This window comes from Mesobacillus sp. S13 (assembly GCF_020422885.1).
Lineage (GTDB): Bacteria > Bacillota > Bacilli > Bacillales > Cytobacillaceae > Mesobacillus > Mesobacillus selenatarsenatis_A.
Window position 1 is genome coordinate 1,415,411 of sequence record NZ_CP084622.1, and the last position, 15,507, is coordinate 1,430,917.

General features: G+C 40.5%; 13 protein-coding genes. 12 read left to right on the top strand and 1 reads right to left on the bottom strand.

All coding sequences use genetic code 11. From position 1 onward, the window contains the following. The first annotated feature begins 89 nt into the window (after positions 1-89). From LGO15_RS07075 to LGO15_RS07100, 6 genes are all read left to right on the top strand, one after another. A complete protein-coding gene (locus LGO15_RS07075) occupies positions 90-1,793 on the top strand; it encodes a peptide ABC transporter substrate-binding protein (protein WP_226087178.1) in 1,704 nt (567 codons plus the stop codon). 139 nt (positions 1,794-1,932) lie between these two features. Continuing rightward, on the top strand, positions 1,933-2,862 hold the full coding sequence (gene opp3b, locus LGO15_RS07080) for an oligopeptide ABC transporter permease (protein ID WP_167833823.1): 930 nt from the start codon (positions 1,933-1,935) through the stop codon (positions 2,860-2,862). After that, a complete protein-coding gene (gene opp3C / locus LGO15_RS07085; RefSeq protein ID WP_167833822.1) occupies positions 2,862-3,890 on the top strand; it encodes an oligopeptide ABC transporter permease in 1,029 nt (342 codons plus the stop codon). Before opp3b ends, opp3C begins: the two co-directional genes overlap by 1 nt. Positions 3,891-3,908: 18 nt before the next feature. Beyond that, the gene (locus tag LGO15_RS07090; RefSeq protein WP_226087179.1) at positions 3,909-4,943 is read left to right on the top strand and encodes an ABC transporter ATP-binding protein; all 1,035 of its coding nucleotides are present in this window, start codon (positions 3,909-3,911) and stop codon (positions 4,941-4,943) included. 21 nt (positions 4,944-4,964) lie between these two features. Then, the gene (locus LGO15_RS07095; RefSeq protein ID WP_226087180.1) at positions 4,965-5,906 is read left to right on the top strand and encodes an ABC transporter ATP-binding protein; all 942 of its coding nucleotides are present in this window, start codon (positions 4,965-4,967) and stop codon (positions 5,904-5,906) included. A gap of 273 nt (positions 5,907-6,179) precedes the next feature. Next, a complete protein-coding gene (locus LGO15_RS07100) occupies positions 6,180-7,313 on the top strand; it encodes a putative glycoside hydrolase (RefSeq protein WP_413231396.1) in 1,134 nt (377 codons plus the stop codon). Between the two features lie 100 nt (positions 7,314-7,413). Here LGO15_RS07100 and LGO15_RS07105 read toward each other — a convergent pair whose 3' ends face one another. Continuing rightward, positions 7,414-7,599, bottom strand: coding sequence for a hypothetical protein (locus LGO15_RS07105; RefSeq protein WP_041968165.1), 186 nt, complete (start codon positions 7,597-7,599; stop codon positions 7,414-7,416). Between the two features lie 210 nt (positions 7,600-7,809). On the opposite strand from LGO15_RS07105, the gene LGO15_RS07110 reads away from it, so the two are divergent. From LGO15_RS07110 to pepF, 6 genes are all read left to right on the top strand, one after another. Further along, positions 7,810-8,379 carry a GNAT family N-acetyltransferase gene (locus LGO15_RS07110; protein WP_167833818.1) on the top strand — a complete coding sequence of 190 codons (570 nt, stop codon included), beginning with the start codon at positions 7,810-7,812 and terminating at the stop codon, positions 8,377-8,379. Positions 8,380-8,814: 435 nt separating this feature from the next. Further along, positions 8,815-9,210: a transcriptional regulator SpxA gene (gene spxA / locus LGO15_RS07115; RefSeq protein WP_167833817.1), complete on the top strand. Its 396-nt coding sequence runs from the start codon at positions 8,815-8,817 to the stop codon at positions 9,208-9,210. A 493-nt stretch (positions 9,211-9,703) separates the two neighbouring features. Beyond that, the gene (gene mecA / locus LGO15_RS07120) at positions 9,704-10,375 is read left to right on the top strand and encodes an adaptor protein MecA (protein WP_167833816.1); all 672 of its coding nucleotides are present in this window, start codon (positions 9,704-9,706) and stop codon (positions 10,373-10,375) included. Positions 10,376-10,521: 146 nt separating this feature from the next. Further along, positions 10,522-12,033 (top strand): cardiolipin synthase, encoded by a 1,512-nt coding sequence (cls, locus tag LGO15_RS07125; RefSeq protein WP_167833815.1) that lies wholly within the window; start codon positions 10,522-10,524, stop codon positions 12,031-12,033. A 198-nt stretch (positions 12,034-12,231) separates the two neighbouring features. Further along, entirely contained in the window at positions 12,232-13,440 is a 1,209-nt protein-coding gene (locus LGO15_RS07130; protein WP_226087181.1) for a competence protein CoiA, read from the top strand. A 161-nt stretch (positions 13,441-13,601) separates the two neighbouring features. Next, positions 13,602-15,419, top strand: a complete 1,818-nt coding sequence (pepF, locus tag LGO15_RS07135) for an oligoendopeptidase F (RefSeq protein WP_167833813.1) — start codon at positions 13,602-13,604, stop codon at positions 15,417-15,419. Positions 15,420-15,507 lie beyond the last annotated feature (88 nt).

A 15,507-nucleotide genomic window follows, 5' to 3' on the forward strand; every position in this document is an offset into this window, starting at 1 on the left:
CGTAAAAATATTGAACATTTAATTTAATCTATGTATAATAGGGAATGTAAAAAGTTTTCAGAAAACAACAATAAAGAGGGGGCATATCCTTGAAAAAGTCAAAATTTTCATTTCTATTGATTTTGACTCTAGTATTCTCGTTAATCCTGTCTGCATGTAGCGGCGGCGATGACAATGCTGGAGACGAAAAGCCAGAAGATGGCGAAGGCACAACTGGCGAAACTGCTAACGTACCACAAGAATTAAGAATGTTGGATTCTTCTGCGATCCCAACAATGGACACAGTTCTTGCTGAAGGTTCTACAAGTTTCACTTACATAAACAACGTAGGTGAAGGTCTTTACCGCCTTGACCAGAACCATAAGCCAGTTCCTGCACTTGCAGATGGCGAGCCAGAAATCAGTGATGATAACCTGGTTTACACTTTCAAACTAATTGATTCAGAATGGTCTAACGGCGAGCCTGTAACAGCTCACGATTTCGTTTTTGCTTGGCAGCGCGCTATCGACCCTAAGACTGCTTCTCCATATGGTCCATACATGATGGGTGGCAAAATTAAGGGTGCTGAAGCGATCACTGAAGCAGGTTCAAAAGAAGAACCTTACGATGTAACTACACTTGGCGTTAAGGCTATTGACGACAAGACTCTAGAAGTAACTCTTGAAAAGCCAATCGCTTACTGGCAAGACCTTTTCGCTTTCCCAACATTCTATCCTCAAAACCAGAAGTTTGTTGAAGAGAAAGGCGATGCTTACGCAAGCAATGCTGAAAACTTACTTTACAACGGTCCATTCGTAATGGAAACTTGGGAAAGTACTGACGCTGAAGAGTGGGTACTAACTAAGAACCCTAACTACCACAATGCTGACCAAGTTAAACTTGAAAAGATCACTGTAAACGTGGTTAAAGATTCTAACTCTGCTGTAAACGCATTTGAAGCAGGCGAAACAGATATGACTGGATTGCTTTCTTCTGACCTTGTACCTGCTTACGAAGGCGACGAGCGCATGCTTAGCTGGATGGAAGCAACTGTATTCTGGATCAAGATGAACCAGAAGAACGAAGCGCTTGCTAACGTTAACATCCGTAAAGCAATCGCAATGGGCTTCAACAAAGAAGACCTTGCTGCTAGCATCCTGAACAACGGTTCAGTTGCTGCAAACTACTTTGTACCAAAAGATTTCGTAACTCTTGATGGTGAAGATTTCCGTGAAAAGCACGGCGACCTGATTGTATTCAATGCTGAAGAAGCTAAGAAATATTGGGAAGCTGGTCTTAAGGAACTTGGTGTAGATAAGTTAGAACTTCGCTACCTTGGTGGAGACACTGAAGCAGCTAAGAAGACTGATGCTTACATCAAAAACCAATTGGAAACAAACCTTCCTGGTTTGACAATCAATCTTGAAAGTGTTCCTTTCGCAATTCGTCTAGAGCGTGACAACGCTATGGATTATGATCTTCAATTCGCTGGATGGGGTCCTGACTACGGTAACGCATTGTCGTTCACTGACCTTTGGATCACTGACGGCGGAAGCAACAGAATGGGTTACTCAAACCCTAAATACGATCAGTTGATCAAGGATGCTCAAGGCAAACTTGCTACTGACGAAAAAGCTCAATGGGAAGCACAGCAAGAAGCTGAAAGAATCATGCTTGAAGAAGATGCTGGTCTAGCACCTGTTTACCAGCGTGCAGCTAACATCCTTCTTAACCCTAATGTTAAAGGTCTAGCGATCTACAACTACGGTCCTGACTACTCATTCCAGTGGGTAACAATTGAAGGCGAAGAATAATAACTGAAGAAATTTCTTATTTCAGAGTGTAATAATTCTGAGGATAGAAAGAGAGTATATCTAGGTATACTCTCTTTTTCCCTGTATAGCAATTGTCGAATAATAGGGAAAATTGAAATATTACAGGAGGTGCACCCATATGGCAAAATACCTGTTAAAAAGGGTACTTTACATGTTTTTGACTCTTTTCATCATTGCGTCCCTAACATTTTTCTTAATGAAAATCATCCCAGGTACGCCTTTTGCTAGTGCGAACAAATTAAGCCCCGCACAAATGGAAATCATGAAAGCGAAATATGGTCTTGACCAGCCGGTACCTGTGCAGTATGCCAAGTATATTGGAAACCTGCTGCAAGGGGATTTAGGGGTTTCCTTTCAATTCAATAACAGATCTGTTACAGATATGATCATCGGTCGTCTTGGCCCTTCCGCGCAGCTTGGTGCACAAGCAATGATTTTAGGTACGATTCTCGGGATCTTACTCGGAATATTCGCGGCACTAAGACAAAATACATGGGTCGACTATAGCTCAACATTTATAGCGGTATTGGGTAAATCCATTCCAAACTTCGTGTTTGCTGGATTACTGCAATATTATGTTGGGGTAAAACTTGGCTGGTTCCCGGTACTTTTCTGGCGAGGATTTGAGTACACAATCCTTCCAACTATTGCTCTGTCCATGCTGCCGATCGCTATCGCTGCCCGATTCATGAGAACCGAAATGATTGAGGTTTTAGGTTCTGACTATATCATGCTGGCAAAAGCTAAGGGTGCAAGTTTCTTTGAGATTGCCTTTAAGCATGCTTTAAGGAACGCGCTAATTCCTTTGGTAACAGTTTTAGGACCTTTGGCAATCTCCTTGATGACGGGTTCACTAGTAATTGAAAAGATTTTTGCGATTCCTGGACTTGGTGAGCAGTTCGTTGCATCTATTACACTTAATGATTACCCTGTTATCATGGGAACAACCATTTTATTTGCTGCATTATTTGTAGCTATCATCCTTGTTGTGGATATTCTCTATGGAATCATCGATCCACGTATCAGGCTGTCTGGAGGTAATAAGTAATGGCTGACTTTGAAACGAAAATTCCAAAAGATCGTTTTAGGCCGGCGGAGATCGATGCGACCAAGAGCGAGGAAATTAATAAGCCTAGCTTAACCTTCTGGCAGGATGCATGGATGCGTGTCCGCAAAAATAAAGGTGCGCTAGTAAGTTTGATCGTTATGGCACTATTGGTCATTATGGCATTCCTTGGACCAGTGATCAGCGGCAAGGAATTCGACACTCAAAATGTAAGGCATAACAATTTGCCACCTAAAATCCAGGGGCTAGAAAATATCAGCTGGCTTCCGTTTGACGGTGTGAAGGTAAATAAAGCAGGAAAAGAAATCGATATGTATAAAGTCAAAAAAGTAGAAGAGTACTATTGGTTTGGTACTGATGCTTTAGGACGTGACTTATTCACACGTGTCTGGAAAGGTACGCAAATCTCCTTGTACATTGCGCTTTTGGCTGCAGTCATTGATATGATAATTGGTGTAGCTTATGGCGCGATATCCGGTTATTTCGGTGGAAGATTGGATAACGTGATGCAGAGGATTACCGAAATCCTAGTAGGTATTCCAACTATGATTGTTGTTATCTTAATGATCCTTGTCTTGAAGCCTGGTATTATTTCCATCACTGTTGCCTTGACGATTACAGGTTGGGTAGGAATGGCCCGTGTGGTACGTGCACAGACACTGAAGCTTAAAGAACAGGAATTTGTACTCGCTTCTAAAACCCTCGGAAACAGCGATGGCAAAATCATCTCCAAACACTTATTGCCAAACCTTGCTGGTGTCATTATTATCAATACAATGTTCACGATTCCAAATGCGGTATTCTTTGAAGCGTTCCTAAGCTTTATTGGACTTGGTCTTCAGGATCCGTATGCATCACTCGGTACATTGATTGATGAAGGTTTTAAAGTGCTAAGATTGCACCCACATGAGATGATAATTCCAGCTATTATCATCAGTATCATCATGATTACGTTCAATATGCTGGCAGACGGATTGCGCGATGCGCTTGATCCGAAAATGCGCGATTAAGGGGCAGGTGAATGTATTATGGAAAATATTTTAGAAGTTAAAGATTTAAATATCTCCTTCCATACATTCGCGGGCGAAGTTAAAGCGATCCGCGGTGTGAACTTTGAACTGAAAAAGGGAGAAACCCTTGCGATAGTTGGCGAGTCGGGATCAGGTAAATCAGTAACGACGAAAGCAATCATGAAATTGTTGCCTCCTGGCAATTCCGAAATCAAGCAAGGTGAGATTTTGTTTGAAGGCAAAGACTTAGCTAAGTTGAGCGACAAACAAATGCAAAAAATCCGTGGTCAGGATATTTCGATGATTTTCCAGGATCCGATGACTTCTTTGAATCCAACAATGACAGTTGGAAAGCAGATCATGGAACCATTGATCAAGCATCAAAATATGAGTAAATCTTCAGCAAGTGAACGTGCAGTTCAGCTTTTAAAGCTTGTCGGTATTCCCAAACCTGAGTTGCGAATTAAACAATACCCGCACCAATTCTCTGGTGGTATGAGACAAAGGGTGGTTATCGCGATTGCGCTTGCATGCAATCCGAAGGTTCTAATTGCGGATGAGCCTACAACTGCGTTGGATGTAACGATTCAGGCACAAATATTGGAATTAATGAAAGATTTGCAGAAAAAAATCGATACTTCCATCATTTTCATCACCCATGACCTTGGGGTTGTGGCAAACGTAGCTGACCGTGTAGCAGTTATGTATGGTGGTAAGATTGTCGAAATCGGAACGGTTGATGAAGTTTTCTATAACCCTCAGCATCCATACACTTGGGGATTGATTAGTTCGATGCCAAGCCTTGATGCGAAAGAAGAGGAACTTTACGCAATTCCTGGTACACCGCCAAACTTATTGCATCCGCCAAAAGGAGATGCTTTTGCACCTCGTAATGAATATGCAATGCAAATCGACTTAGAAGAACAGCCTCCAATGTTTAAAGTGTCTGATACACATTATGCTGCTACATGGCTGTTGCATCCAGATGCTCCTAAGGTAGAACCGCCGGAAGCTGTGAAGAGCAGAATGCGCAAATTCATGGGCACGAAATAACTGTAGGAGGAGGACTGGCTGATGGAAAATAGAGAAAAACTTCTTGAAATAAAGAATCTCAGGCAATACTTCAATATGGGTGAACCCAATGAAGTAAGAGCGATTGACGGAATTACTTTTGATATCTTTAAAGGAGAAACTCTTGGATTGGTTGGAGAATCAGGATGTGGTAAATCCACTACTGGCCGAACAATCATCAGGCTTTATGAAGCGACAGATGGAGACGTCCTTTACAAGGGTGAAAACGTACATGGCAAGAAGAGCAAAAAAGATTTAAAGAAGTTCAACAGAAGTATGCAAATGATTTTCCAGGATCCTTATGCTTCCTTGAATCCAAGGATGAAAGTTTCCGATGTTATTGCTGAGGGCATCGATATTCATGGCCTGGCGAAGAGTAAGCAAGAAAGAATGGAAATGGTATATGAACTGCTTGAAACAGTTGGTTTAAACAGAGAACACGCCAACCGTTATCCACATGAGTTCTCAGGTGGACAGAGGCAGCGTATCGGCATTGCACGTGCACTTGCTGTGCAGCCGGAATTTATTATCGCAGACGAACCAATTTCCGCTCTAGATGTTTCCATCCAGGCACAGGTTGTCAACCTGATGAAGAAACTGCAGCGTGAAAAAGGTTTAACATACTTGTTTATCGCACATGATCTTTCGATGGTAAAATATATTAGTGACCGAATTGGTGTAATGTACTTCGGAAAGCTAGTTGAGTTAACTACTGCTGAAGAATTGTACAAGAATCCACTTCACCCATACACACAATCATTGTTATCAGCGATTCCGCTTCCAGATCCAGAATCTGAGCGCACACGCAGAAGAAAAACTTATGATCCGAATGTACATCAATATGCAGACGGTGAAGAAGTGAAGATGCGCGAAGTGGTACCAGGGCACTATGTCTATTGCTCTGAGAAGGAACTGAAGCAATATCAGCATCAACATGTGAAATAATCTTAACGATCTCTTATTTTGAGATCGTTTTTTTTCTTTTTGAAGGGGTAAGAGGTAAAGACAATGCCACGGAAATAAATTCCATATAAAAAATTCCCACAATAATATCTAAATCTGTCGAAAGTGGGTAAAATAGACTTATAGATTCATAATATATAAAAATAGCTACTTTTTGAGTGGTCATATGTTTTGAAAGGAGAGGTGTTTGTGCAGTTAAGAAAAATCGCAGCAGCAGCACTATTGGCTGCCTCTTTTTCGCAAGCAGGGGGTACAGTGTTTGCAGAATCGAAAGCGCATGAAACAGAAAGGTTACCGGTCAGGGAGCATCAATCATTGGTCAGGGGGATTCCTGAGCAGATGCCAAGGTTTAAATTTGATTCAGGATACTCTTTTGAATATCCAGATGCTGTAAGAGGAATCTATGTTACTGGAAACTCAGCCGGAGGTGAGAGGTTTAATACTCTTACCAAACTTGTTGATGACACGGACTTAAATGCAATGGTCATTGATATTAAAGAAGACCATGGATATCTTACATATAAACCAGATGAGGATTCCCCTTTTAAAGATATTGGAAAGCCTTATATCAAAGAGCCTGAAAAACTATTGAAAACGTTGGAAGAGAAACAAATCTATCCAATTGCAAGAGTAGTTGTTTTCAAGGATACAGCTCTGGCAAACAAAAAGCCGGAGTGGTCATATAAGGATGGAAACCAAGTCTGGAAAAATGGAAGAGGTGAATCATTCGTCAATCCATTCGTAAAAGAAGTTTGGGATTATAATGTTCAGATTGCCATCGAGGCGGCAAAAATGGGATTCCAGGAAATTCAATTTGACTATGTCCGTTTTCCAGAGGGATTTGAAAAGAGAGATGCTGAGCTTCAATATTCAATGGGTGACTATAAAGATATAGAAATGGATAATGTGCAAAAGCGAGTGAAAGCAGTGACCGATTTTGTAGCCTATGCTAGAAAGGAATTAAAGCCATACGATGTTAAAGTATCAGTTGATATCTTTGGTTATACGGCAACCCTTCCTGAAGCTCCGGGAATTGGCCAGAACTTCTCAAAAATATCAGAAAATGTTGATGTCATTTCTTCAATGATTTATCCGAGCCATTGGACTTCTTATTTCGGAATTGCCAAGCCTGACACAGAGCCATACCGTCTGGTTGAAGAATATGCAAAAATGGAAAAACAAAAACTTGCGGAGTTAAAGACCCCACCTTTATCACGTCCATGGCTCCAGGACTTTACAGCATCTTGGTTAGGTAGCGGTAATTACATTGTTTACGGAAAAAAGGAAGTCGAAGATCAAATCAGAGCATTGAAAGATCAGGGAATCAACGAATATTTATTATGGAACGCCAGCAACAGATACTCACCTAACGTTGATTACACACCTTAAAACAAAAAAAGCCTGGAATGATTAGTTTATCATTCCGGGCTTTTTCATATCATTAGATAATCAATATGAAAATACGTTATAATAACAGATGGGATTAGGATTACTTCTTGCTGCCGCCGACATTTTTCCAGCCAGTTTGCAGACTTGTTGATTGATCGACGAATTCATTTCTTTTATTTCCACTAAAGAATCTGGTTCCTACGCCATTAGTAATGACACCAATTGTCGCGGTGATACCCACAATCAGTAAAGCAACGATAGTTAAATCCATTATGTAACCGCCCATGATAAACCTCCACCTTTTTTTTCACAAAATCGAGATCGTGATTTTGTGATAAATATAATTCATGATCCCCGTACATCTTTATTTTAAAAGAATTGTTCGTGTATTAAAAGCACTTTATAAAGAAAAAATAATACAAGTATTAAGATCATGGTTATATAAGAAAAGCTGGGTGCTTATCGGGATGGAATAAAATCAAAAAGGAGATAAGCAATGCATTGGTATGAGAAACTAAATCAGTATTTCCCAATCGAGGAAATGAAATCAAAAGAGCATATGGAAACACTGCTAAAGGAAAGACCAGAGATTTACCATAAGGATGAAGGCCCAGGGCATGTTCTCATGTATGTTGAGACAGATGATTTTGTATTCATTGATTACCTTTTCGTGTCGAAGACGACTCGAGGCCAGGGACTTGGCCATAAATTAATCGAGAAGCTGAAGGAGAAGGGCAAGCCAATTATCCTCGAGGTTGAACCCGTTAATTATGAGGATACTGATACTGAAAAACGCCTGCGTTTTTATAAGAGGGAAGGCTTTGAGCATGCTCGTACGATTGGGTATAGACGCCGGTCGCTCGCTACTAAAGAAATCAATGAGATGGAAATCCTATACTGGTCACCGGACGAAGCTTCAGAGGATTTGGTTTATGAGGCAATGAAGAAAACCTATAATATGATTCATACTTATAAAGACGAAAAGTTTTACGGTGCATCATACCAGCCCGTTGAAGAAGTCTTGACTGTAGAAGACGAACGGGATGATTTACTACAAGATATCTAAGACACAAGCGCAGCCATTGTTTCTACATGGTTGCGTTTTCATTTTTGTGGAATTAATTGAGAATAAAACTTTTTTTTAAAAAGTAGGTTTAACCCTGATGGGGCCGGGTAAATATAATTAAATTACTAAAATGAAAACTAGACGGACATAACTGGCTGGAATTGTACGAATATTTATATAGATTGTACGTAGAAGGTGATGAAAAATATAATTTTCTTGAAACTTTTTTCTATTTCGTTCGTTATATATAGAGAAGAGTAAAAATAACCTTACATAACTACCCGGAATAATTTATCAAAAGGGATACCTTTTATTAAGTCCTTGGTGTATAATAATCAATATGAATTATAAAATTAAACTTATTATTATTTAAGAAATGAAAGTTCATTTGAAGCAAATAATAAATAAGTAAATCTAAGGGAGTGTGAATTACCAATGGTCACTTTATACACTTCACCAAGTTGTACCTCTTGCAGAAAGGCCAAGTCATGGCTGGAAGAACATGAAATTTCATATACTGAAAGAAACATATTCTCAGAGCCTTTATCTATTGATGAAATAAAGGAAATTCTACGTATGACCGAAGATGGAACGGATGAGATCATTTCTACTCGTTCTAAGACCTTCCAAAAGCTAGATGTGAACCTGGAAACAATGCCTTTACAGGAACTGTTTGAGGTGATCAAGGAAAACCCTGGCTTGCTTCGCCGTCCGATCATCATTGATGAGAAACGCCTGCAAGTTGGATACAATGAAGATGAGATCAGACGATTCCTTCCGCGCAAAGTCCGTACTTTCCAGTTACGAGAAGCTCAGCGTTTAGTAAATTAAACATAATATTCATAAGGCTCCCATCATTTGGGGGCTTTTATTTGTTTTATGCAAGATAATATTTTCTGCTCGCCTGAACATGCAGGCAAATTGAAATTCAGCCATTTTTCTGCTAAAATGTAAAGAATACTTTAAATTAGTTGTGTTAAATTCCCATTGAAATTTTGGATCGTCTGCTTGTTTGGATCTAAAGGGTTGAATATCCTGTGCTTTAGTCAGTGCATTTGGCGCAATCCCCGCTGCATCTTCAACAGTAAGTCTATTCAGTCGATATCATTCATTAGCCTTTTATAAAAATGGGTGTATATTTTGTTTCCCAAATGGCTTAATATAACATAAAATAAAAGTACAAGATTGTATATTCATTTACACAGTCCCCTTTGCAAATCAAGGTGATTCAGACTTATTTTTTAGGGGTATTGATAAAGACTAACTGCTTTTTTTGGGGGTATTTAGTCCCTTCAAATCTTTGCCTGGAAGGGAGAGAAAGCGAATGGAAATTGAGCGTATCAATGAGAATACGGTTAAGTTTTATATTTCATATATGGACATAGAGGAGCGCGGGTTTGACCGGGAAGAAATATGGTATAACCGTGATCGCAGCGAAGAACTATTCTGGGAAATGATGGATGAAGTCCATGCCGAGGAAGAGTTTGCCGTTGAAGGTCCTTTATGGATTCAAGTTCAGGCCCTGGAAAAAGGTCTGGAGGTACTGGTGACAAAGGCACAGCTTTCTAAGGATGGTCCCAAGTTTGAACTGCCGCTTCCAAATGACAAGCTAAAGGATTTGCCTGTTGATGAACGAATTGAGGAATTGCTTGACCATCAATTCAATCCAAAAGGAATTGAGGATGATGATACAGCATTCGATGACGATTTAGAATTCCTTCTTTATTTCAAGGATTTCGAAGATGTTATCGCCCTTTCAAAAAGGCCGGGAATTGACAGTGTAAAAACCAGCTTGTACAGCTATGAAGATAAGTATTATTTGTACATTGAATTTCCTGAGCAGGATTTTGATGATGAAGAGGAAATTGATAATATACTAAGTGTCCTTCTAGAGTACGGTCAGGAATCGACAGTTACGGTTCACCGTTTAGATGAATACGGTAACAAGATTATCGGAGAAGATGTATTTAGTGTAATACGAAAACATTTTTCATGAGAGCAGGCCGATTTCAGAAATGGAATCGGCTTTTTTGATATAATTTTTTATGTATGAATCCCTTTACTTAATAGAAACGTATATATATCTATAGCTCCTAACCTTCGTTACGGGAAAAATCCAGAGAGAGAAAACAGGTGGTAACAATGAAGAACACTGTGCGGATCTTAACGTTTTTATTTATACTTGCCGGCATCTATTATTTGTTTTATGAAAAGCTTGATACGGTTTATCTTGGATACATCAGTATTTTTATGTCACTCACCGTGATTTTTATCAGCTTTGTTATATTCCTTGAGAATCGACATCCAGCCCAGACACTGACCTGGATTGTCGTTCTTGGCGGTTTTCCGGTCGTTGGTTTTATTTTTTATTTATTATTCGGCAGGAATCATCGGAAGGAAAAAATGTTTCGCCGCAAATACTTTCTTGATAAACAAGCTTTTTCGAGGATAGAAGGGGACAGTGAGAGAGCAAACAAAGCAAGGATGCTGGATATGGAGGAAGACCATCGCCGGTTATTCAATCTTGCCCAAAAGCTGGGTAACAGCCCTATCTCATTTGCAACTTCGACACAAGTCCTAACCAATGGTGATGAGACCTTTAGCCATATCCTTGAAGAACTGAAAAAGGCAACCCACCATATTCACATGGAATATTACATTGTCCGCGATGATGAGATTGGGGAAGAAATTAAGGAGGTTTTGATCAGTAAATCAAGAAAAGGAGTAAAGGTCCGGTTTCTTTACGATTCTGTTGGATCCTGGAAGCTTTCAAAAAAGTATATTGCTGACTTGAGTGAAGCGGGGGTAGAAGTGGTTGAATTTGGACCTGTCCGCCTGCCGTTCCTTAACAGTAAATTCAACTTCAGGAATCATAGGAAGATCATCGTCATAGATGGGACGGTCGGTTTTGTGGGAGGCCTGAATATCGGTGATGAGTACCTTGGCAGGGACGAGGGATTCGGGTTTTGGAGAGATACTCATTTAATGGCCAAAGGAGAAGCGGTGCGGAGCCTCCAGTTGATTTTCCTTCAAGATTGGTATTACATGACGAATAATAGCTTTTTGACATCGGATTATCTATCTCCATCATTGCAGGCGAACACTCATGGCGGGGTACAAATGATTGCTGGGGGACCGGATAATGAATGGAGTGTCATCAAAAATATCTTCTTTTCAATGATTTCCTCTGCCGATAAGTCTGTTTGGATCGCCTCACCATACTTCATCCCTGATGAAGACATTTTCAGTGCGATTAAAGTTGCCGCTCTCAGTGGCCTGGATGTCAGGCTATTAGTGCCGAAGCGACCAGATAAAAAAATCGTGTTCTTCGCATCGAGGTCGTACTTTCCAGAACTCCTCGGAGCTGGGGTGAAAATATATGAATATGAAAAAGGCTTCATGCACAGCAAAATCGTCATTGTTGACGGAGAGCTCGCTTCCATCGGAACTTCGAACATGGATATGAGAAGCTTCCATTTGAATTTCGAAGTCAATGCCTTTCTGTACAAAACGAGCAGCACGGTGAAGCTTGTAAAAGAATTTGAAAATGACATTCTCGATTCATCAGAGATTGTCATTGATGACTTCAATAAACGCCATATCGGCTACAGGCTTCTGGAATCGACATCTCGGCTACTGTCGCCAATGCTTTAAACCTGGATCAAGTATCCGGGTTTTCTTTTTTGTATAGGAAATTATAAAAGTATTTTTGAGTGGATAACTACATGTGGGTGTCTTGATCCAGCTCCAGCGCTTTTTGTTCTTTGTGAACGTTTTATAAATCTTTTTATAGTAAAAAGGTTTTACCTCGGCTGCCTCGAATATTTTACAGTGGAAGGAGGCGCAAAGAATGTGCTAGTAGCAAATAAGAGCAATGGTGATCGATTATCCCTGGGTGAAAAGTGGCAAAAAAGTGATTTAATAGGCATTCGGTCAAGCGAGAAGTTTCACTGTCCGGAGTGCGGTGAAGAAGTGGTCATGAAGTTAGGAAGCAAGAAGAGTTGGCATTTTTCACATTTGGCAGGTGGCAGCTGCGAATATGAGTATGATCGAGAATCTGAATATCATCGATCGGGCAAGCTGTCTCTTTATAACTGGCTAAAGAAACAAGGAATCAATGCAGTATTAGAGAGTTATGATCCATTAATGAAGCAAAAACCGGACATTGCCTTTGAATTCCAAAATCAAAAATATGCAATTGAATTCCAATGTTCAGTCATACCTGCCGAGATATTTGAAAAGAGGACAAAAACGTATTTCGGTCATGGGGTAATCCCGATTTGGATTGCTGCCGAGACCCTGATTAAACGGAAGACGAAGAATGTTGTAGGATTGAATAACTTCCTCTACCTCTTCTTTCGTCTGCATCGGCACAATTGGAATATCCCTGCTTTTTGCCCGATTTCAGAACAATTCATCAACCTTCATGGAGCTATTCCAATTTCCTCAAGAAAAACCATCACTAATCTTGAAGTGAAGTCTCTTAATCAATCTTCCATTCAGCACCTCATTAGTCCCGCTGCAGAAAGGTTTGCATTTATGAAAGCCTGGCAAACAGAGAATCGAAAGTTGAAATCACAGTATCTTCAATCGCCTGGAGCAAGGAAAAACCGATTTCTAGTAGAGTTGTACCGTAACCGTCTGAGCCTTCTCTCTCTTCCTCCAGTTTTCGGTCTTCCAGTACACTCAAGCCCCTATATTGAAACCCCATCCTTCATCTGGCAAACCTATCTCTACCTTGATGTTTTTCGTTATTTTAAAACTGGAGATATCATCTATTATTCGAGGATTCGTGAGGCTTTTGCCAACCGGGTTAAAAAGGGCGATATCAAGCTCAGGCAGCTCCCAGTTGCACGCCAAAGAGATGCCTGGCACACCCTTGCTGAATATGTTTTTCTTTTAACCAAACTATCGTATCTGGATAAGCTTGACTCTGGTACCGTGAGGGTAGTAAAGGATATTGTGATGGCCGCCTCAATCGAAGACCAACTGAAGGCTGAAGCAGAATTTTTTGCTGAACATCAAAATAAAATTGGCCATTTGATTTTTAACTTAACATGAAAATGGGAAAGGAGGCGTAAAATAAGGAAGTTAAGAATGAGAATGTAAATACGAAAAAACTTTTCTGGTTCTTAAAATTAATGAAGGAATTAAGAATCCGTTAGCGAATATGTTACTAGAAAAGTTTTTCGAATTCCGAAATTGTTGTAAGGAGGATCCATATGTCAAATGAATCTGCAGTAAAGAAATTGCCAGTAAGAGACGAGGTTTCCACAGAGAATACGTGGAGACTTGAGGATATTTTTGCAGTTGATGAGCAATGGGAACAAGAATTCAATGAAGTGAAGGGCTTGATTCCTTCTGTCCAGGAGTATCAGGGCAAGCTAGGCGATAGCGCGGAACAACTATATAATGCACTACAGTTGCAGGATAAAATGCTTGAGCGTCTCGGAAGACTTTATACATACGCGCATATGCGCTATGACCAGGACACAACCAATTCCTTTTACCAAGGGATGGATGACCGTATCAAGAATCTTTATTCTCAAGCAGCAAGCGCGCTTGCCTTCATCGTACCAGAAATTCTTGCTGTGGATGAAGAGAAGATCAAGGGCTTTCTGAATGAAAAAGAAGAATTGAAGCTTTATGAGCATGCATTGGAGGAAATCAACCTTCAGCGCCCTCATATTCTTTCCGCTGAAGAGGAAGCACTTCTGGCTCAGGCTTCCGAGGTGATGAGCTCACCTTCAAATACATTTGGAATGCTGAACAATGCCGATCTCGAATTTCCTTCCATTAAGGATGAGAACGGAGAAGATGTGGAAATCACGCACGGCCGTTTCATCAGGTTCCTGGAAAGCGAAGATCGCAGGGTTCGTGAGGATGCTTTCAAAGCTGTGTATAAAACATATGGCAGCTTTAAGAATACTTTTGCCAGCACATTGAGCGGCAATATCAAAAAGGATAACTTCAATGCAAGGATCCGCAAATATGACTCTGCGAGACATGCTGCGCTTGCTGCGAACAATATCCCTGAAAGTGTCTATGAAAACCTTGTGAATACGGTGAATGACAATCTGCATCTCCTTCACAGATATGTTAAGCTTCGCAGGAAGGTATTAGGCCTCGAGAAGCTTCATATGTATGATCTGTACACACCGCTTGTCAAGGATGTGAAGATGGAGATTCCTTATGGAGAAGCAAAGGAATATGTCCTAAAAGGTTTAGCGCCTCTTGGCGATGAATATAACAACATCCTTCAAGAAGGATTCGAAAACCGCTGGGTGGATGTGTATGAGAACAAAGGGAAGCGCAGCGGAGCCTATTCATCAGGAGCTTATGGCACAAATCCATATATTTTGATGAACTGGCAGGACAATGTAAATAATTTGTTTACGCTGGCGCATGAATTCGGACATTCCGTACACAGCTACTACACAAGAAAATCCCAGCCGTATCCTTACGGCAACTACTCAATTTTCGTTGCTGAAGTGGCTTCAACTTGCAACGAAGCATTATTGAATGACTATATGCTAAAAACCATCGATGATGAGCAGAAGCGTCTGTATCTATTGAATCATTACCTCGAAGGCTTCCGTGGAACAGTATTCAGACAGACGATGTTTGCTGAATTTGAACATATGATCCACCAAAAAGCCCAGAATAACGAGGCATTGACAGCTGATTCACTGACAAAGGACTACTACGAACTAAACAAAAAGTATTTTGGTGAAGAGGATATCATGATTGATGAAGAAATCGGTCTTGAATGGTCAAGAATCCCACACTTCTACTACAATTACTATGTTTACCAGTATGCGACTGGCTTCAGTGCAGCAACGGCGCTCAGCAAACAGATCCTTGAAGAAGGCCAGCCGGCTGTTGACCGCTATATTGACTTCCTGAAATCAGGCAGCTCAGATTATCCGATCGAAGTATTGAAAAAGGCAGGCGTCGATATGACAAGTGCAAAACCAATACAGGAAGCATTGAAGGTCTTTGAAGAAAAGTTAAACGAAATGGAAGCATTGCTTTCATAAATAATGAAACCGGCCGCTCAGTTTATCGCGGCCGGTTTTTTTGATAAGGTCGAATTAAATATCCTGATGCGATTAGCTCGTAGATCTT